Source organism: Streptomyces sp. NPDC013455 (assembly GCF_040632975.1).
GTDB lineage: Bacteria > Actinomycetota > Actinomycetes > Streptomycetales > Streptomycetaceae > Streptomyces.
Map to the genome: position 1 here is coordinate 19269 of NZ_JBEYCX010000013.1, position 17883 is coordinate 37151.

General features: G+C 74.2%; 13 protein-coding genes. 9 read left to right on the top strand and 4 right to left on the bottom strand.

Features of this window, described 5'->3' with window-relative positions; all coding sequences use genetic code 11:
* Window positions 1-38: 38 nt before the first annotated feature.
* A complete protein-coding gene (locus ABZ576_RS21205) occupies window positions 39-1916 on the bottom strand; it encodes an ABC transporter ATP-binding protein (protein ID WP_360743360.1) in 1878 nt (625 codons plus the stop codon).
* A gap of 267 nt (window positions 1917-2183) precedes the next feature.
* Here ABZ576_RS21205 and ABZ576_RS21210 point away from each other — a divergent pair, with 267 nt between their 5' ends.
* Window positions 2184-3080, top strand: coding sequence for a lysylphosphatidylglycerol synthase transmembrane domain-containing protein (locus tag ABZ576_RS21210; RefSeq protein ID WP_360742755.1), 897 nt, complete (start codon window positions 2184-2186; stop codon window positions 3078-3080).
* Between the two features lie 88 nt (window positions 3081-3168).
* Window positions 3169-3933 (top strand): crotonase/enoyl-CoA hydratase family protein, encoded by a 765-nt coding sequence (locus tag ABZ576_RS21215; protein WP_360742757.1) that lies wholly within the window; start codon window positions 3169-3171, stop codon window positions 3931-3933.
* 156 nt (window positions 3934-4089) lie between these two features.
* Here the strand turns inward: ABZ576_RS21215 and ABZ576_RS21220 are convergent, their stop codons facing one another.
* The 3 genes from ABZ576_RS21220 to ABZ576_RS21230 are packed head-to-tail and all read right to left on the bottom strand — an operon-like array spanning window position 4090 to window position 8164.
* Window positions 4090-5325: an FAD-dependent oxidoreductase gene (locus ABZ576_RS21220; protein ID WP_360742760.1), complete on the bottom strand. Its 1236-nt coding sequence runs from the start codon at window positions 5323-5325 to the stop codon at window positions 4090-4092.
* The gene (locus ABZ576_RS21225; RefSeq protein ID WP_360742763.1) at window positions 5322-6737 is read right to left on the bottom strand and encodes an FAD-dependent oxidoreductase; all 1416 of its coding nucleotides are present in this window, start codon (window positions 6735-6737) and stop codon (window positions 5322-5324) included. The genes ABZ576_RS21220 and ABZ576_RS21225 overlap by 4 nt, the downstream gene beginning before the upstream one ends.
* Window positions 6734-8164, bottom strand: a complete 1431-nt coding sequence (locus ABZ576_RS21230; RefSeq protein WP_360742766.1) for an FGGY family carbohydrate kinase — start codon at window positions 8162-8164, stop codon at window positions 6734-6736. The genes ABZ576_RS21225 and ABZ576_RS21230 overlap by 4 nt, the downstream gene beginning before the upstream one ends.
* Before the next feature lie 263 nt (window positions 8165-8427).
* Here ABZ576_RS21230 and ABZ576_RS21235 point away from each other — a divergent pair, with 263 nt between their 5' ends.
* From ABZ576_RS21235 to ABZ576_RS21265, 7 genes are all read left to right on the top strand, one after another.
* Entirely contained in the window at window positions 8428-9414 is a 987-nt protein-coding gene (locus tag ABZ576_RS21235; RefSeq protein ID WP_360742768.1) for a hypothetical protein, read from the top strand.
* A 368-nt stretch (window positions 9415-9782) separates the two neighbouring features.
* Entirely contained in the window at window positions 9783-11321 is a 1539-nt protein-coding gene (locus ABZ576_RS21240) for an amino acid permease (RefSeq protein WP_360742771.1), read from the top strand.
* 187 nt (window positions 11322-11508) lie between these two features.
* Window positions 11509-12600, top strand: coding sequence for a mechanosensitive ion channel family protein (locus ABZ576_RS21245; protein WP_360742774.1), 1092 nt, complete (start codon window positions 11509-11511; stop codon window positions 12598-12600).
* 406 nt (window positions 12601-13006) lie between these two features.
* A complete protein-coding gene (locus ABZ576_RS21250) occupies window positions 13007-13960 on the top strand; it encodes a bacteriocin fulvocin C-related protein (protein WP_360742777.1) in 954 nt (317 codons plus the stop codon).
* Window positions 13961-14197: 237 nt separating this feature from the next.
* Window positions 14198-15004 (top strand): restriction endonuclease, encoded by an 807-nt coding sequence (locus tag ABZ576_RS21255; protein ID WP_360742780.1) that lies wholly within the window; start codon window positions 14198-14200, stop codon window positions 15002-15004.
* A gap of 116 nt (window positions 15005-15120) precedes the next feature.
* On the top strand, window positions 15121-15594 hold the full coding sequence (locus ABZ576_RS21260) for a DUF4186 domain-containing protein (RefSeq protein WP_360742783.1): 474 nt from the start codon (window positions 15121-15123) through the stop codon (window positions 15592-15594).
* Window positions 15595-15631: 37 nt separating this feature from the next.
* Window positions 15632-17851 carry an NADP-dependent isocitrate dehydrogenase gene (locus tag ABZ576_RS21265; RefSeq protein WP_360742786.1) on the top strand — a complete coding sequence of 740 codons (2220 nt, stop codon included), beginning with the start codon at window positions 15632-15634 and terminating at the stop codon, window positions 17849-17851.
* Window positions 17852-17883: the final 32 nt, after the last annotated feature.

The window sequence follows — 17883 nt, forward strand, 5'->3', positions numbered from 1 at the left end:
GCCGGTCACGGACCCGGCCCCCCGGAGCCGCCGCCGGTTCAGACGGCCGGTACCTCGTCGGCCCCTGCCGCGAACCGGGTGCGGTGCAGTTCGGCGTACCGGCCGCCCGCGGCGAGGAGTTCCTCGTGCCCGCCCCGCTCCACGATCCGCCCGGCCTCGACCACCAGGATCTGGTCGGCGGCCCGGACCGTGGACAGGCGGTGGGCGATGACCACGGCGGTGCGGCCCGCCAGCGCCTCGGTGAGCGCCTCCTGGACGGCCGCCTCGGAGGTGTTGTCCAGGTGGGCGGTGGCCTCGTCCAGGATGACCACGCGCTGGCGGGCCAGCAGCAGCCGGGCGATGGTCATGCGCTGGCGCTCGCCGCCGGAGAGCCGGTAGCCGCGCTCGCCCACGACGGTGTCCAGACCGTCCGGCAGGGACCGTACGACCTCGGCGAGGCGGGCCCGGCCGAGGGCGTCCCACAATTCGTCGTCGGTGGCGCCGGGCCGGGCCAGCAGCAGGTTGGCGCGGACGGTGTCGTGGAAGAGGTGTCCGTCCTGGGTGACCATGCCGACGGTGGCCCGCAGGGACGCGGCGGTCAGGTCCCGGACGTCGACCCCGCCGACGCGGACCGCGCCCGCGTCGACGTCGTACAGGCGCGGCAGCAGCTGTGCGATGGTCGACTTGCCGGCCCCCGAGGAGCCGACGAGGGCGATGGTCCGGCCGGGTTCGGCGCGGAAGGAGATGCCGTGCAGGACCTCGGAGCCGCCCCGGGTGTCGAGCGCGGCGACCTCCTCCAGGGAGGCGAGGGAGACCTGGTCGGCGGACGGATAGGCGAAGCGCACGTCCTCGAACTCCACGGCCACCGGGCCCTCGGGGACCTCGCGGGCGTCCGGCCGCTCGGCGATGAGGGGCTTGAGGTCGAGCACCTCGAAGACCCGCTCGAAGCTGACGATGGCGCTCATCACCTCGACCCGGGCCCCGGCCAGCGCGGTCAGCGGGGCGTACAGGCGGGTCAGCAGCAGCGCGAGGGCGACCACCGCCCCGGGCTCCAGGGTGCCGCGCAGCGCGAACCAGCCGCCCAGGCCGTAGACGAGGGCCAGGGCGAGGGCGGAGACCAGGGTGAGGGAGGTGATGAAGAGGGACTGGGCGGTGGCCGTGCGCACCCCGATGTCCCGCACCCTGCGGGCGCGGGCCGCGAACTCCGCCGACTCCTCCTCCGGGCGCCCGAACAGCTTGATCAGGGTGGCGCCGGGGGCGGAGAAGCGCTCGGTCATCCGGGTGCCCATGGCCGCGTTCAGCGCCGCCGCCTCCCGCTGCATGCGGGCCATCCGGCTGCCCATGCGGCGGGCGGGCAGCACGAACACCGGCAGCAGCACCAGCGCGAGCAGGGTGATCTGCCAGGACAGGGTCAGCATCACCGCGAGGGTGAGCACCAGGGTGACCAGGTTGCTGACGACACCGGAGAGGGTGTTGGCGAACGCCCGCTGGGCTCCGATCACGTCGTTGTTGAGACGGCTGACCAGCGCGCCCGTACGCGTACGTGTGAAGAACGCGACAGGCATGCGCTGCACATGATCGAACACAGCCGTTCTGAGGTCGAGGATGAGTCCCTCCCCGAGCGTCGCCGACAGGCGCCGGCCGAGGATGCCGAGCCCCGCCTCCGCGAGCGCGACCAGGGCGATCAGCAGGGAGAGCCGGACCACCGTGCCGGAGTCGTGCCCCGCCACGATCGCGTCGACGACGCGGCCGGCGAGGACCGGGGTCGCGACCGCGAGCAGCGCGGTCACCACCCCCAGCAGCACGAAGCGGACGATGCCGGCCCGGTGCGGGCGGGCGAAGGAGGCGATGCGGCGCAAGGTGGCGCGGGCGAACGGGCGACGCTCGGACTGCGCGTTCATCACGCTGTGCAGCTGCGTCCAGGCGGTGGTCTCCATGCTCATGCAGGAGACCGTAGAACCTCAAGCATCCTTGAGGTCAATGTCCGCGCGTATTCACCCGGACCGGCGTCCCGGCGCCCCGAGGTGCCGACGACCCGACCCCGTAAGCCGCCGTCCCCGATTCCGCCACCCGCCGTTGACGCGGCACGGAGAACCTGTGCCGATGTGACCACCGTCCCGCTCCCCCCGCTCCCCCCGCTCCCCCGCGGACGACTCCCCCGGCGGTCCCCCCGTCGTCCCCCCGTCCGCCAGGTGCTGTGCCTGGTGCCGCTCGCCTTGGTCGCGGTGGCCGCCGTACGGCACCGCCCGGTGCTCGCCGAGGGCTTCGGCCAGCTGCGCACCGCCTCCTGGCCATGGCTGCTCGCGGCGGTCGCGGCCACCTGCCTGACCTGGGTGGCCGCCGCCTTCACCCGGCAGGGCGCGGTGGTCCAGCCACTGCCCAAGGGGCGGCTGCTCGCCACCCAGTTCGCGGCCGGCGCGGCCAACCACCTGCTGCCGACCGGGCTCGGAGCGGGCGCGGTGAACCTGCGCTTCATGACCGTGTGCGGGGTGCCGCTCGCCCGGTCCTCGGCGGCGCTCGCCCTGTATCTGCTGGCCGAGGGCGTGGGCCGGCTCGGCCTGCTGGCCGCGCTGCTCGTCGCCTTCCCGGGCGCGCTGCGGCTCGGCCCCCTGCTGCCGGCCGGCTCGGTACTGCCGCTGCTGCTGGGCGCGGCCGGCCTGCTCGTCGTCGCGGGGGCCGTCCTGGCGCTCGCCCGGCGGCTGCGCACGCGCCTGCTCGCCTTCGTGCGGGACGCCGTGGGCGAGGCCCGGTCCGTGCACACCCGGCCGGCCCGCGCGCTGGCGCTGTGGGGCGGCGCGCTGGCCTTCCCGGCGCTCCAGGCGGCCGGTCTCGCGGCGGTCGGGCAGGCGCTGCGGCTGCCGGTGCCGCTCGCGCACATGGTGCTCGCCTACCTCGCCGCGACGGTCGCGGTGGCCCTGGTGCCCACCCCCGGCGGGCTGGGTTCCGTGGAGGCCGCCCTGATCGTGGCGCTGATCGCGGTGGGCGGCCCGGCTTCGGTGGCCACGGCGGTGGTGCTGGCCTACCGGATCATCACCGTGTGGCTGCCGCTGGTGCCGGGGGCGCTGACGCTCGGGGCGCTGGTGCGGTGGAAGGTCATCTGAGGCACAGTGGGTCCTTCCAGCCGCACGCGCGAAGCCGCACAGCGTAAGCCGCGCTCGGGGAGCCGCACTCGGTAAAGGAGCACCCATCGTGCCGGTCCGCGTGGAACGCGAGGGTCACGTCACCACGGTCGTCCTCTCCCGGCCGGAGGCCCGCAACGCGGTGGACGGCCCGACGGCGGCCGGACTGGCTGCGGCGTTCCGGGCGTTCGAGGCGGACGAGACCGCCCGCGTGGCGGTGCTGTGGGGTGAGGGCGGCACCTTCTGCGCGGGGGCGGACCTGAAGGCGATCGGCACGGAGCGCGGCAACCGGGTGGCGCCGGACGGGGACGGGCCGATGGGGCCGACCCGGATGCGGCTGTCGAAACCGGTGATCGCGGCGGTGGCCGGACACGCGGTGGCCGGCGGCCTGGAGCTGGCCCTGTGGTGCGATCTGCGGGTGGCCGAGGAGGACGCCGTGTTCGGGGTGTTCTGCCGTCGCTGGGGCGTGCCCCTGATCGACGGCGGCACGGTACGGCTCCCCCGGCTGATCGGCACCGGCCGGGCCCTGGACCTGATCCTCACCGGCCGCCCGGTCCCGGCCGCCGAGGCGTACGCGATGGGGCTGGCGAACCGGCTGGTCCCGACCGGGCGCGCCCGCGCCGAGGCCGAGGCGCTGGCGGCGGAGATCGCCCGCTTCCCGCAGTCCTGCCTGCGCGGCGACCGGGCTTCGGTCCTGGACCAGGAGGGGCAGGACGAGGAGACGGCGCTGCGCGGCGAGCTCCGGTACGGCATGGGAGCGCTGGCCGAGGGTGTCGGGGGCGCCGCCCGGTTCGCGTCCGGGGCCGGACGGCACGGATCGTTCGCGGACTCCTGAACCGCCCCTCCCGAAGCCGGACCGGACCGCTCGGCCGGAGCTCACGCGACCCGTCCGCCGCCGCGGCCGGCCCCGGCCGGAGCTCACGCGTGCCCGTCCGCCGCCGCGGCCGGCCCCGACCGGAGCTCACGCGTGCCCGTCCGCCCCGGGGCGGTCTCAGCCGGTGCTCACCCGGACCCGTCCGCCCCCGGGGTCGACACGGTCGTGCCAGCGGGTGGTGAGGGTCAGGGTGCGGTCGGGCAGGGCGGTGCCGGTGGTGAGCCGCTCGCGGTGCAGCAGACGGCCGTCCTGGCGGACGTACAGGACCGGGCGGGGCAGCGGGACGGCGGTGCGCAGCACGTGGTGGCGGACCGGACCGGCGGCCGGGGTGACGCGGTTCGGGGCGATCCAGCGCAGCGGCGCCTCGACCGCCACCGGCACGCCCGGCTCCGGCCAGGGCGCGCCCGCCAGGAAGTCCAGGACGGCTCCGGCCACCCTGACGCCCTCGCGGGCCGCGGTGCCGGCGGGCTCCACGGCGTGCAGGACGTTGCCGGCGGCGAAGACACCGGGGCGCGAGGTGTGCAGGGCGGCGCCGACGGCGGGGCCGCGGGTGCCCGGGTCCAGGACGAGCCCGCCCCGCCGGGCCAGTTCGTGCTCGGGGACGAAGTCGCCGGTGAACACCACGGTGTCACAGGGCAGTACGGCCGTACGGCCGTCGTGGTGGCGGACGCGGACGCCGGACAGCCGTCCGTGGCCGAGGAGTTCGGTGACGGTGGTGCCGGTGAGCAGCGGGACGCCGTGGCACAGCCGGGCCGCCTGGGCGCGGGCGCGGCCGGTCTGGGCGCGCGGGTGTTCCGTGACCAGGGCGACGACCCGGGCGCCGGCCGCGCGGACGGTGCCGGCCGCCGCGTAGGAGACGTCCGCGGCGCCGACGACGACCGCGCGGGTGCCGATGTGCTGCCCGAACAGGTGGACCGCCTGCTGGAGTTCACCGGTGGTGTAGACACCGGCGGGGCGGGTGCCGGGGACGAGCCGGGCGCTGCGCGGGCGCTCGCGGGCACCGGTGGCGAGGATGACCGCCCGCGCCTCGATGGTCTCCGGCCCGCCGGGCCCCACGGCGCTGAGGACGCCGCCCGCCGGCGCCCAGTCCAGTGCCGTCACCCCGGTGCGCAGTGCCGCGCCGGCCCGCTCGGCGGCCCGCGTGAGCAGGCGGGCGTAGCGGGGGCCGGTCAGCGGGCGGGTCCGGGTGCCGAACCCGCCGTGCGCGCAGTGCCGGGGCACTCCGCCGGGCTCGGCCTCGCGCTCCAGCACCTCCACGCGCCCGGCACCGGCGGCGGCCAGCCGCGCGGCGGCGGCGAGCCCGGCGGGCCCGGCGCCGACCACGAGTACGTCGACGTGGCGCGTCCCGGTCATGCCCGGCCCCCCGCGGACGACTCCTGCTCGAACAGCCGCCGTACCGCGGCACCGCAGTAGAACCCCTGGCAGCGGCCCGCCCGGGCGCGGGTACGGCGGCGCAGGCCCTCCAGGGTGCGGGGCGGGACCGTGCTCGCGAGGGCGTCGCGGATCTCCCCGCGGGAGACGCGCTCGCAGTGGCAGACGAGCGTGCCGTACTCGGGGTCGGCGGCGATGAGGTCGGGCCGCTGGTAGGGGCGCGGGAACGCCTCGCCGAGGTTCGGCATGGCCACCGGCTCCGGCTCCCGCACCGGTCCGGGGTCGAGCCCGGTGCCGGCCAGCAGCCGGACGACGTGGGCGGCGATGGCCAGGGAGGCGGTGAGGCCGGTGGAGCGGATGCCGCCGACGGTGACGCAGGCCTGCTCGGGGTGCGCGGTGATGCGGTAGTCCTCGTGCTCGGTGGCGGCGCGCAGCCCGGCGTAGACGGCGGTGACCTCCTCGTCCAGGAGGGCCGGCAGGATGCGCCGGCCCTTGTCGCGCAGCGCGGCCAGCCCCTCGGCGGTGGATCCGGTGGCCCGTTTGTCGGGCAGGTCCTCGGCGGTGGGCCCGAGCAGGACGTTGCCGTAGACGGTGGGTGCCACCAGGACGCCCTTGCCGAGGGCGGTGGGCACCGGCAGCAGGATGTGCCGTACGAGGGGGCGGGCGAGCTTGTCGTAGACCAGGAGCTGGCCGCGGCGCGGGGTGACGGTGAAGTCCCGGTGGCCGAGGGCGCGGTCGAGGGTGTCGGCGTGCAGTCCGGCCGCGTTGACCAGGTGGCGGGCGCGCAGGACGCCCCGGGAGGTGGTCAGCCGGTGTCCGTCCGCCCACGTCGTCCCGCGTACGGCGGTGTTCAGGTGCAGGTCGGCTCCGGCGCGGACCGCCTGGGTGGCGTAGGCGAGGGTCGTCGTCCAGGGGCAGATGATGCTCTCGCCGGGGACGTGCAGGGCGCCGAGCGCGCCGGGGCCGAGGCCGGGCTCGCGGGCGTACAGCTCGTCCGGGCCGAGGAGCCGGGTGTCGTGGCAGCCGTTGCGCCCGGCCTTCTCGGCGAGCCGGGGCAGCGCGGCGCGCTGCTCCTCGTCCCAGGCGACCAGCAGGGCGCCGACGCGTTCGACGGGGATGCCGGTCTCGGCGGCGTAGGCGCCGAGCCGTGCGTACCCCTCGCGGACCAGCCGGGCCTCCAGGGTGCCGGGGGGGGCGTCGAAACCGGTGTGCAGGATGGCGGTGTTGGCCTTGGAGGTGCCCTGGCCGACGTCGTCCTGTGCCTCGACCAGGGCGATGTCGAGCCGCGGGTGGCGGGCGAGTTCACGGGCGACGGCGCAGCCGACGACACCGGCGCCGACGACGGCCACGTCGTACGTCCGTGCCGGCAGCGGGCCGTCCGCGGTGACCGTCACGGGCGGAGGAGGTCCGCGACGGCGGCCCGGAATCCGGCGCGGCGTTCGGCGGCCAGGTCGGCCGGGAGGCGGGGCTCGTACACGGCGGCCGGTTTCCAGTCGGGCAGGGCGTCCTCGACGCTCAGCCCGGGGTGCGCGCCGAGGCGGGCGAGGACGGCGGCGCCGAGCGCGGTGGCGTCGGGCAGCGCGGACACCTCCACGGGGCGCTGGAGCAGGTCGGCCTGGGTCTGCATGAGCAGCGCGGAGCGGGTGAGGCCGCCGTCGACGCGGAGCGTGTCCAGGGGTGCGCCCAGGTCGCCGGCGGCGGCGTCGGCGAGTTCGGCGACCTGGGCGGCGATGCCCTCGCACAGGGCGCGCACCAGGTGTCCCGCGGTGGTGTCCAGGCCGAGTCCGGTGAGGGAGCCGCGCAGGTCGCCGCGCCACCAGGGGGCGGCGAGTCCGGCGAGGGCCGGGACGAAGGTGACCCCGCCGCTGTCGGGGACGCTGCCGCCGACCGGGTCCAGGTCGGCGGCGGAGGAGATGACACCGAGGCCGGTGAGCCAGCGGACGGCGGAGGCGGCCGTGTAGACCTGGCCGTCCAGGCAGTAGCCGGTCTCTCCGGCGAGCCGCCAGGCCACGCAGCTGACCAGGCCCGAGCCGCCGCGCCGGGGGCTCGGGCCGGTGTGCGCGAGCAGGAACGCGCCGGTGCCGTAGGTGCACTTGGCGGAGCCGGGCGCGGTGACGCGCTGGGCGAGGAGGGCGGCCTGCTGGTCGACGATCAGTCCGGTGAGCGGGATCTCCGGGCCGAACGCCGTGGTGGTGCCCACCGGCTGGGCCGCGTCGGTGACCTCGGGCAGGCGTTCGCCGGCCAGGCCGTAGAGGTCGAGGGCGCGGGCGGACCATTCGACGCGGTCCAGGTCCAGCAGCTGGGTGCGGCCGGCGGTGGCGGCGTCGGTGGCGTAGGCGCCGGTGAGGCGGTGGACCAGCCACGCGTCGGAGGTGGTGACGACGCCTTCACGGGTGAGGTACCGGCGGATCCAGGCCATTTTCGGCGCGGCGAAATACGGATCGAGGGGCAGGCCGGTCAGCTGCCGCAGCTCCTCGGCGTGCCCGGCGAGTTCCGCGCAGACCGTCTCCGCGCGCCGGTCCTGCCACACCAGGGCGTCGGTCAGCGGGCGGCCGGTGGCCGGGTCCCAGGCGAGGACGGTCTCGCCCTGGTTGGCGAGGCCGAGCGCCACGACGTCCTCGCCGGCCTCGGCCAGCGCGCGCCGGCCGGCGTCGACCACCGAGTCGTACAGCTCCGCCGGGTCCACCTCGACCAGGCCGCCGGGCAGGTACCGGGGGCGCACCTCGGCGAAACCGGTGCCGAGGACGCCGCGTTCCGGGCAGACCACGAGGGCTTTGGTGCCGGACGTGCCCTGGTCGACGGCGAGCACCGGCCCCGTCATCGCGCGTCCTCCGCTGCGGCCGTGAAGATCACCGCGCCAGCCTGCCGCCGTACCGGCCCGGAGTCAAGCTCTTCCGCTCCGTGACCGACCGCGGGCAACTGGCCTTGCACAATGGTTGACTTGGCAACAATGGTACCTCGGTACCCGCCCCTCTATAGTGACCGCCGACCACCCGAGACATCTCCATCACCGCCCAGGGGAGGGCTGTTGCAACGTCACCCCGCCACCTCGTCCGTACGCCGGAGGACGGGGGCCGGCGGCTGATGGTCAGAGACGGAGCCCGCCCCTCCTACGACCCCGCCGGCCCCGACCAGGCGCTGCGCAGCGCGCTCCAGGACCTGCGCACCGGCCGCTGGATGGCCATGCGCACCCTGCTCGCGGAGACCACGCAGTGGTCTCGGTGGACCCAGCGCACCCAGGTGCTGGCGGCGGCCGCGGCCGGCACCGACGTGGTGCGGGCCTGGCTGGCCGAGGAGCCCGGCAGCATCCACGCGACGGTGATGCACGCCCGGGTCGGTGTGGAGCGCGCGCTGCGGGCGCGGCGCGAACGGCACCGCCGTACCCACGAGTTGTGGATCGAGGCGTGGGACGCCGCCCAGTCCGCCACCGCGGCCGCCCCGCAGGACCCGGTGCCCTGGGTGTGCCTGCTGGCGCTGGCCCAGCTCGATCCCGAACAGCGCTGGGAGGAGCACCGGGCCCGCGCGCCGGAACCGATGCTGCCGCCGGGCCCCTGGGGGCTGCTGGCGGAGGCCGGCAGGCGCGATCCGTTCAACCGCGAGGCCCACCACCGGATGCTGCAGTTCCTGTACGTGCGCGGCAATTCGGGCCGGCTCGCGGAGGCCGCCGGGTACGCGCAGTGGGCCGCCGGCCAGGCCCCGCCCGGTTCGGCGCTGCACCTGCTGCCGCTGTACGTCCGGGTGGAGCGCTACCGCCGGGACAGCGGTCACGACGCGGCCCTCGACCTGCACTGGGTGGTGGAGGAGGCGGCCCGCGAGGCGCGCCGGGCACTGCACTCCTGGTTCGAGCCGACCGAGCCGGGCGAGCGCTCGGTGATCGATCTCAACCACCTGGCCCACGCGCTGTGGGGGTCCCTCCAGTTCCCGGACGCGGCGCGGGTGTTCGAGGCGATCGGCCCCTACTTCACGCCCCCGCCCTGGATGTACCGCACCCCGGACCGGGACCGTGCGGTGGAGGTCTTCGTCCAGGCCAGGGACCGCTGCCGGGCCGCGACGGACGGCTCCGGCCCCTGACCGGGCCCGGCACCGACCCGGGGACGCCCCGCGCCCCTCTCCCCCGAGGACGCTCCTCCGTACCGGCCGTGACACTCCTGGCCACCCGCCGAAGCGTTTTACAACCCGCCGAAGCGTTTCACCGCACCACCTGGAACACCCTGCGTACCGCCAGGATCGTTCCTCCGCACCACCGGACACACCACCCGCACCGCCGGTAACGCCTCTTCGCACCACCCGCAACACCACCTGCACCGCCCGCACCACGGCACCACCACTGCCGCGAAAGAACACCACCAGCACCACCAGCACCACCCGGAACACTCCTCGGCTCCACCCCGAACGTCCCCGTTCGACCCACCCGTTGATGATCCTCCGGAGGTCCCCGCGTGTCCCCCACCCCCGATCCGTCGCCCACCCTCTCCCCCGGCCTGCCGCAGCAGGACGAGGAGCAGCGTCTGCGCGAACTCGGCTACCGGCCCGTGCTGGCCCGCCGCATGGGCGGGTTCGGCAACTTCGCCATCAGCTTCTCGGTGATCTCGATCCTGTCCGGCTGCATGACCCTGTACGGCTTCGGCCTGAACACCGGGGGCCCCGCCGTGATGCTGTGGGGCTGGGCCGGAGTCGGCCTGTTCGTGCTGTGCGTCGGTCTCGCGCTCGCCGAGGTCACCAGCGCCTATCCGACCTCGGGCGCCCTGTACTACATGGCCGACCGGCTCGGCGGCCGGCGCTGGGGCTGGTACACCGGCTGGCTGAACCTGCTCGGGCTGCTCGGCGCGATCGCCGGTATCGACTACGGCGCCGCCCTGTTCACCGGCGCGTTCGCCAACCTCCAGTGGGGCTTCGAACCCACCCCCGGCAAGACGATGCTCATCTTCTGCGCCATCCTGCTGCTGCACGCGGTGCTGAACCTGTTCGGTGTCCGCCTGGTCAGCCTGCTCAACTCGATCAGCGTGTGGTGGCACCTGGCGGGCGTCGCCCTGATCGTCGGCGCGCTGGCGATCGTCCCGGACCACCACCAGTCGCCGTCCTTCGTGTTCACCGAGTTCGTCAACGGGACCGGCTGGGACAACCCGCTGTACGTCGCCGCGATCGGCCTGCTGCTCGCGCAGTACACCTTCTCCGGCTACGACGCCTCCGCCCACCTGTCGGAGGAGACCTCGCACGCCTCGGTGGCCGCCTCCCGCGGCATCGTCCGCGCCATCTGGGTGTCCTGGCTCGCCGGTTTCGTGCTGCTGGCCGGACTGACCTTCGCCATCCAGGACTACGACGGCACGCGCACCACCGAGACCGGCGTGCCGCCCGCTCAGATCCTGCTCGACGGCCTCGGCACCGACGGCGCAAGCGCGCTGCTGCTCGTCGTCATCATCGCCCAGCTGTTCTGCGGCAACGCCGAGGTCGCCGCGGCCAGCCGGATGGTGTTCGCGTTCAGCCGGGACGGGGCGCTGCCCGGCTCGCACCTGTGGCGCAAGGTGAGCGGCCGCACCCAGACGCCGGTCGCCGCCGTCTGGCTGTCCGTCGTCGTGGCCTGCGTGCTCGCCCTGCCGTCGCTGTACTCGGCCACGGCCTACAACGCGGTGACCGCCATCAACGTCATCGGCATCACCCCCGCCTACGCCATCCCGGTGTTCCTGCGGCTGCGCGCCGGGGACCGGTTCCAGCCGGGGCCGTGGCAACTGGGCCGCTGGAGCAGACCGATCGGCTGGATCGCGGTCGTGTGGGTGGCGTGCGTGACCGTCCTGTTCTGCCTGCCGCAGGCGTCTCCGGTCACGGTCGACACGATGAACTACGCCTCCGTCGCCCTCGCCGTGGTCCTGGTCCTCGCCAGCGTCTGGTGGTACGTCGCCCGCCGGTCGTACGGCACGCCCACCACCGCCGCGTACGGCAGCGACCGTGACCAGGCGGAACTCGCGGAGGGCATCGTCTGAGCCCCGCTCGAAGAGCACCGGTCCCGGTACGAACTGGTGCGCCGGATACGGCAGGATGAACGAGCGCGCCGGCCACCGGAGTTCCGTCGGCCGGCGCGGTCGCACATCCCGGACATCGAGCAGGTGACATCGTGACGAGACCTCACAACCGCTTCCCCGCAGCGGCTCCGCGCCCCGGAGGTGACCGGTGAACCGCGCGCTGACCCTGGACGACCTCGTCGTCGCCGGCATCGCCCTGGCGGCGGGCCTGGTGCTCGCCTTCATGTCGCGCACGCTGCTGCGCTGGCTCGCCAAGCACGCCAAGCGGACCCGCTGGAGCGGTGACGACGTCGTCGTGGACGCGCTGCGCTCGGTCGTCCCCTGGGCGGCGATCGCGGGCGGCGCGGCGGTGGCGGCGGCCGTGCTGCCGCTCACCCGGTCCGTCCAGGACCATGTCGACCAGGTGCTCCAGGTCTGGCTGATCGTCGTGGTGACGTTCTCCGCGGCCCGCGTGGTCGCCGGCCTGGTCCATACGGTCACGCAGTCCCGCTCGGGGGTGGCGGGCTCGGCGACCATCTTCGTCAACATCACCCGCGTCCTGGTGCTGGCGATCGGCTTCCTGGTCGTCCTCCAGACCCTCGGCATCTCCATAGCGCCCCTGCTCACCGCCCTGGGCGTGGGCGGCCTGGCCGTCGCGCTGGCGCTCCAGGACACCCTCGCCAACCTCTTCGCCGGCATCCACATCCTCGCCTCCAAGACGGTCCAGCCGGGTGACTACATCCGGCTGAGCAGCGGCGAGGACGGCTACGTCGTGGACATCAACTGGCGCCAGACGACGGTCCGCCAGCTGTCGAACAACCTGGTGGTCATCCCCAACGGCCAGCTCGCCAAGGCGAACATGACCAACTTCACCCGCCCGGAGCAGGAGCTGACCGTGCTGGTGCAGGTCGGCGTGAGCTACGACTCCGACCTGGAGCACGTGGAGCGGGTGACCGCGGAGGTGGTCACGGAGGTCATGACGGACGTCCCGGGCGCCGTACCGCACCACGAGCCGGCCATCCGCTTCCACACCTTCGGCGACTCCCGCATCGGCTTCACGGTCATCCTCGGCGTGGGCGAGTTCAGCGACCAGTACCGCGTCAAACACGAGTTCATCAAGCGCCTGCACCGCCGCTACCGTCAGGAGGGCATCCGCATCCCGGCCCCCACCCGCACGGTCTCCCTCCAGCCGGGCTCGGTGACGATCCCGCAGCAGCGGAGTGGCGAGGACGTGGTCGGCGGGGCGACGGTCGTCGACTAGGGCCTGTCCGAAACCGCCCCTCCGGGCCGCCGGTCAGCCCGACCACGCACTTCGCCTCGCGCGGCAGACGGGCGGGTGTGGTGCGGCCTGGTGGGCGGGCGCACGTGGCCCGTTCGCGACCGGGCCAGGCCGCACCACCGCCCGGGGCGAGCGCCTGGCTCGATGGCGCCCGGGGCGTTCCGGCCGTCGCGGCCGGGCGGCGTTCCGGTGTCCGTACAGGTCGCCCGCTTCAGCGCCGTCCAATACCCGTCAAACCCGCGCCGGGCGGCCCGTCCCCATTGCCGGGCCCCCGACCTCGCGGCATCCTCCTGTCCAGGTCCGGCGAGCAGCGGGGAAGGATGCCGATCCGGGGCCCTCGCTGCGTCGCCTGCTCCGCCTCACCATCCCGCAGCCATCTGGAGGGTCCGTGAGTCACGTGCAGCACATCCCGACGGAACGCTGGGTCCTCGCCTTCGACGCATCGTGCGGTACGTGTTCCGCCGTGTCCGCCACCGTGGCCGAAGCGAGCGACGACAAGTTCGAGGTACTGCCGCTGTCGCACCCCCGGGTGCAGGAGTGGCGCCGACGCTGTCCGGGCCCCGAACCGGACTGGAAGCCGACGTTACTCCGCGTCCGCGGCGAGGACGTGCGGGCCTGGACCGGGCCCGCGCTGTCCCTGGCGCTCGCACGCCGGCTCGGTGTGCGCTCGACCGTTCGTGTCCTGCAGGCGCTGGGCGCGCTGCGGGAACAGGTCACCCGCGGCCAGGGCCGTGTGCCGGGGAGCGCGAGCCCCGTCAGCCGCAAGAGGTTCCTCCACCTCGTCGGTGGTGCCGTCGCCGCGGTCGGCCTGTCGACGGCCGGGCAGACCCCCGCCTTCGCCACGGCCTCGGAACCCGCGAAGGCCGCCGCCTGGGTACGCGCGAACATGGGCACACTGCCACGGACCTACGCGGAGATCGTCCGTCACCCGGTCACGTACCGACGAGCGATCTTCCAGGTGCTGACGCCCGAGGAGCGGTCGCGGGCCTGGCTGGACCATTTCGCCGCCTACCGCCGTGCACGCCCGAAGCTGTCGGCCGCTCAACAGCAGGTGATGGCCGGCCTGACGGAGTTGACTCCCAGGGTCTTCGACGAACCCGGTCGGCACGGCGCCGAGCTGGACGCTCTGGCGGAACGAGCGCGCCGCGCATTCGGCCTCGCCGAGGCAGCCGCCCTCCTCGCCCGCCTCGGCCCGGACGACGGCCTCGAGCTGCGCAGGCCGGACTGCAACTGCAATATGAGCGACGCGTATTGCTACAGGTGCGGGCCGGTCAACTGCAACGCCAGCAGCTGGGGCTGCGGCACGCTCTACACGAAGCCCTGCAACGGCGTCTGCATGTAGCGGCCGCCGGACCCGGCCTCGCCGCCCCTGCCGCCCGTGAGGACCGCGCCGGTCCCCCTTCGGCGCGGGTGACCGCGGACGGCGCGGGAGGAGGAGGCGCGCATCGCGACGCACCGCCCACGCCACGGCCGGTGGCGCGGGCGGTGCGTCGCGGTGCGCGGGGACACCCGTGGGAGCGGGCGGAGATCTTGGGCATGCGTAGCCAGAGATCTTCGTCGCTGTCAGGAGGAGGCCGGCATGACCATACCCGTGCGCCAGGTTCGACGGGCGGAGCGCCGCCGGCGCTTCGATCTGCGCAGCACCGCGATGTTCTTCCTGCTGCTCGCGATCATCCTGTGCGTCCTGGCGTTCCTGGCGCGTACGGCCGCCGACGTGGTCGAACGCCGCCCGCTGTGGGCCGGTGTGCTGACGGTGCTCGGCCTGGCCGCCGCACTGAGGTTCCGTTCCAGGTGGCGCCGGTTCTCCGCCGCCAGATATGCGCGCCGGGCCGCCCTGGCCCTGGAGGAGGCCGCCGACAGGGCCTCCGACAGCCTCCGCGTCCCGGCGCCGCACGAGGCGGCCGCCGCGACGGCGGTGACCGGCGCGCCGATCGAGCCGTCCGCGGACCCCGCACCGGTCACCGAGCCCGCCTCGCCCCTCGTGGTGGCCGACTACGCCGAACTGGATCCCGACGCCTTCGAGCAGGCCATAGCGGAGCTGTGCGTCCGCGGCGACTGCCGCGACGTGGAGGTGGTGGGCGGAGCCGGCGACCTCGGCGCGGACGTCGTGGCGGTCACCCCGGACGGGCGGCGCCTGGTCATCCAGTGCAAGCAGTACTGCGACGACAACAAGGTCGGCTCGCAGGACATGCAGCGCTTCGGCGGGACCTGCTTCACCATCCACGAGGCCGATGTCGCCGCGGTGGTCACCACGAGCGACTTCACGGCACCCGCGCTCGAGTACGCGCTCCAGTGCGGGATCGTCTGCGTGAACGGCGACGATCTGGAAGCCTGGCGCCGGGGCACGGGCCCCGGCCCCTGGCAGCGAGCGGCCGCAGCGCCCTGACCGGCGTCACCCCGAACCGCCCACCGCGCCGCCGGACCCCGCCGGCATCCCCGCTCGGCCGCCCCCGCGCACCGTGTCGGCGGACGGCTCGCCCGCGGACTACGCTCGACAGCGCCATGACCTCCTCCCCCACCCCCGCCTCGCCGGGGCAGCCGTCCGCCGGGCCGGACGCCGCCGGCCCCCGCGCGCTCGACCAGCGGCTGGACGCCCTCGCCCGCCAGCCGTTCCGGGCGAGGTTCCACCTGCGCGGACGGGACCGGGCGACGGCCGGGCTGAAAGGGCCGGCGACCCTGCGCCGGCACGCCTACGACCTGATCGCCCAGCGGCTGGCGCCGGCCGAGCCGCGCAAGGACGGCCGGCAGACGCCGTACCGCGGTCACCCGGTCTTCGTGGCCCAGCACGCGACCGCCACCTGCTGCCGTACCTGCCTCCAGCGCTGGCACGGCATCCCCAAGGGCCGCGCACTCACCCGCACCGAACACGTGTACGTGGTCGACGTGATCTGCCGCTGGATCGCGCGCGAGATGGAGGACGGCGCGATTTCGGGTCAGGACCCCTGTCGAGCCGACCCCGATCACGAGATATCTTGATGTCGAGCAATGTTGCAGACGTGGAGCGGAGCACCCGGTGACTGACTCGACCATCATCTACACCTACACAGACGAGGCCCCGGCCCTGGCGACGCATTCGTTCCTGCCGGTGATCCAGGCGTACGCCTCGCAGGCCGGTGTGTCCGTGGCGACCCGCGACATCTCGCTGGCCGGGCGCATCATCGCCGTCTTCCCGGAGTACCTGAACGAGGACCAGCGCATCCCCGACGCGCTGACCGAGCTGGGCGAGCTGGCCAAGACCCCCGCGGCCAACATCATCAAGCTGCCGAACATCTCGGCGTCCATCCCGCAGCTGAAGGCCGCCGTCGCCGAGCTCCAGGGCAAGGGCTACGCGCTGCCGGACTACCCCGACGACCCGAAGACCGACGAGGAGCGCGAGATCCGCGCCCGCTACGACAAGGTCAAGGGCTCCGCCGTCAACCCGGTGCTGCGCGAGGGCAACTCCGACCGCCGTGCCCCGGCCTCGGTGAAGAACTACGCCAAGACCCACCCGCACCGCATGGGCGCCTGGACCTCCGAGTCCAAGACCAACGTGGCGACCATGGGCGAGAACGACTTCCGCTCCACCGAGAAGTCCGTGGTGATCGCCGAGGACGGCGCGCTGCGGATCGAGCTGGTCGGCGAGGACGGCACCACCACCGTCCTGAAGGAGTCCGTGCCGGTCCTGAAGGGTGAGGTCGTCGACGCGTCCGTCATGCGCGTCGCCGAGCTGAACGCCTTCCTCGCCGCGCAGGTCGCCCGCGCCAAGGAGGAGGGCGTCCTGTTCTCCGTGCACCTGAAGGCCACGATGATGAAGGTCTCCGACCCGATCATCTTCGGCCACGTGGTGCGCGCCTTCTTCCCGAAGACGTTCGCGAAGTACGGCGAGACCCTCAAGGCGGCCGGCCTCACCCCGAACGACGGCCTCGGCGGCATCCTGAAGGGCCTGGAGAGCCTCCCCGAGGGCGCCGAGATCAAGGCCTCCTTCGACGCCGAGATCGCCGAGGGCCCGGCCCTCGCCATGGTGGACTCCGACAAGGGCATCACCAACCTGCACGTGCCGTCGGACGTCATCATCGACGCGTCCATGCCGGCGATGATCCGCACCTCCGGCCACATGTGGGGCCCGGACGGCCAGGAGCACGACGCCCTCGCCGTCATCCCGGACTCCTCCTACGCCGGTGTCTACCAGGCCGTCATCGAGGACTGCCGGGCCAACGGCGCCTACGACCCCTCGACCATGGGCTCGGTCCCGAACGTCGGCCTGATGGCGCAGAAGGCCGAGGAGTACGGCTCCCACGACAAGACCTTCGAGATCCCGGCCGCGGGCACGGTCCGCCTGGTCGACCAGGCCGGCAACGCCCTGATCGAGCAGCCGGTCGGGCAGGGCGACATCTTCCGCGCCTGCCAGACCAAGGACGCCCCGATCCGCGACTGGGTCAAGCTGGCCGTCACCCGCGCCCGCGCCACCGGCGACCCGGCCGTGTTCTGGCTGGACGAGGGCCGCGCCCACGACGCCAACCTGATCGCCAAGGTCCGGCAGTACCTGCCGGAGCACGACACCGAGGGCCTGGACATCCGGATCCTGTCCCCGGTGGAGGCCACCAAGCTGTCGGTGGAGCGCATCCGCCGCGGCGAGAACACCATCTCGGTGACCGGCAACGTGCTGCGCGACTACCTGACCGACCTCTTCCCCATCCTGGAGCTCGGCACCAGCGCCAAGATGCTGTCGGTCGTCCCACTGATGGCGGGCGGCGGCCTGTTCGAGACGGGCGCCGGCGGCTCCGCGCCGAAGCACGTCCAGCAGCTGGTCAAGGAGGACTACCTGCGCTGGGACTCCCTCGGCGAGTTCTTCGCCCTGGTGCCGTCCTTCGAGCAGTACGCGCAGGCCACCGGCAACGCCCGTGCCAAGGTGCTCGCCGACACCCTGGACCGCGCCACGGCGACCTTCCTCAACGAGGACAAGTCCCCGACCCGTCGCGTCGGCGGCATCGACAACCGCGGCAGCCACTTCTACCTCTCCCTGTACTGGGCGCAGGAGCTGGCCGGGCAGACCGAGGACGCCGACCTGGCCAAGGCGTTCGCCCCGCTCGCCGAGACGCTCGCCGCGAACGAGCAGAAGATCGTGGACGAGCTGATCGCCGTCCAGGGCAAGCCGGCCGACATCGGCGGCTACTACCAGGTCGACAAGGCCAAGGCGGACGCGATCATGCGCCCGTCGGCCACCTGGAACGAGGCGCTCGCGTCCCTGAGCTGACGCCCGCGGCCCGACGGCCCTGAGGTCCCCGC

Excerpts from the sequence above, each read along its gene's own strand:
- ABZ576_RS21205 (WP_360743360.1), bottom strand. The coding sequence starts at position 1,916 with ATGGAGACCACCGCCTGGACGCAGCTGCACAGCGTGATGAACGCGCAG.
- ABZ576_RS21220 (WP_360742760.1), bottom strand. The coding sequence starts at position 5,325 with ATGACCGGGACGCGCCACGTCGACGTACTCGTGGTCGGCGCCGGGCCC.
- ABZ576_RS21230 (WP_360742766.1), bottom strand. The coding sequence starts at position 8,164 with ATGACGGGGCCGGTGCTCGCCGTCGACCAGGGCACGTCCGGCACCAAA.
- ABZ576_RS21235 (WP_360742768.1), top strand. The coding sequence starts at position 8,428 with ATGGTCAGAGACGGAGCCCGCCCCTCCTACGACCCCGCCGGCCCCGAC.
- ABZ576_RS21255 (WP_360742780.1), top strand. The coding sequence starts at position 14,198 with ATGACCATACCCGTGCGCCAGGTTCGACGGGCGGAGCGCCGCCGGCGC.
- ABZ576_RS21260 (WP_360742783.1), top strand. The coding sequence starts at position 15,121 with ATGACCTCCTCCCCCACCCCCGCCTCGCCGGGGCAGCCGTCCGCCGGG.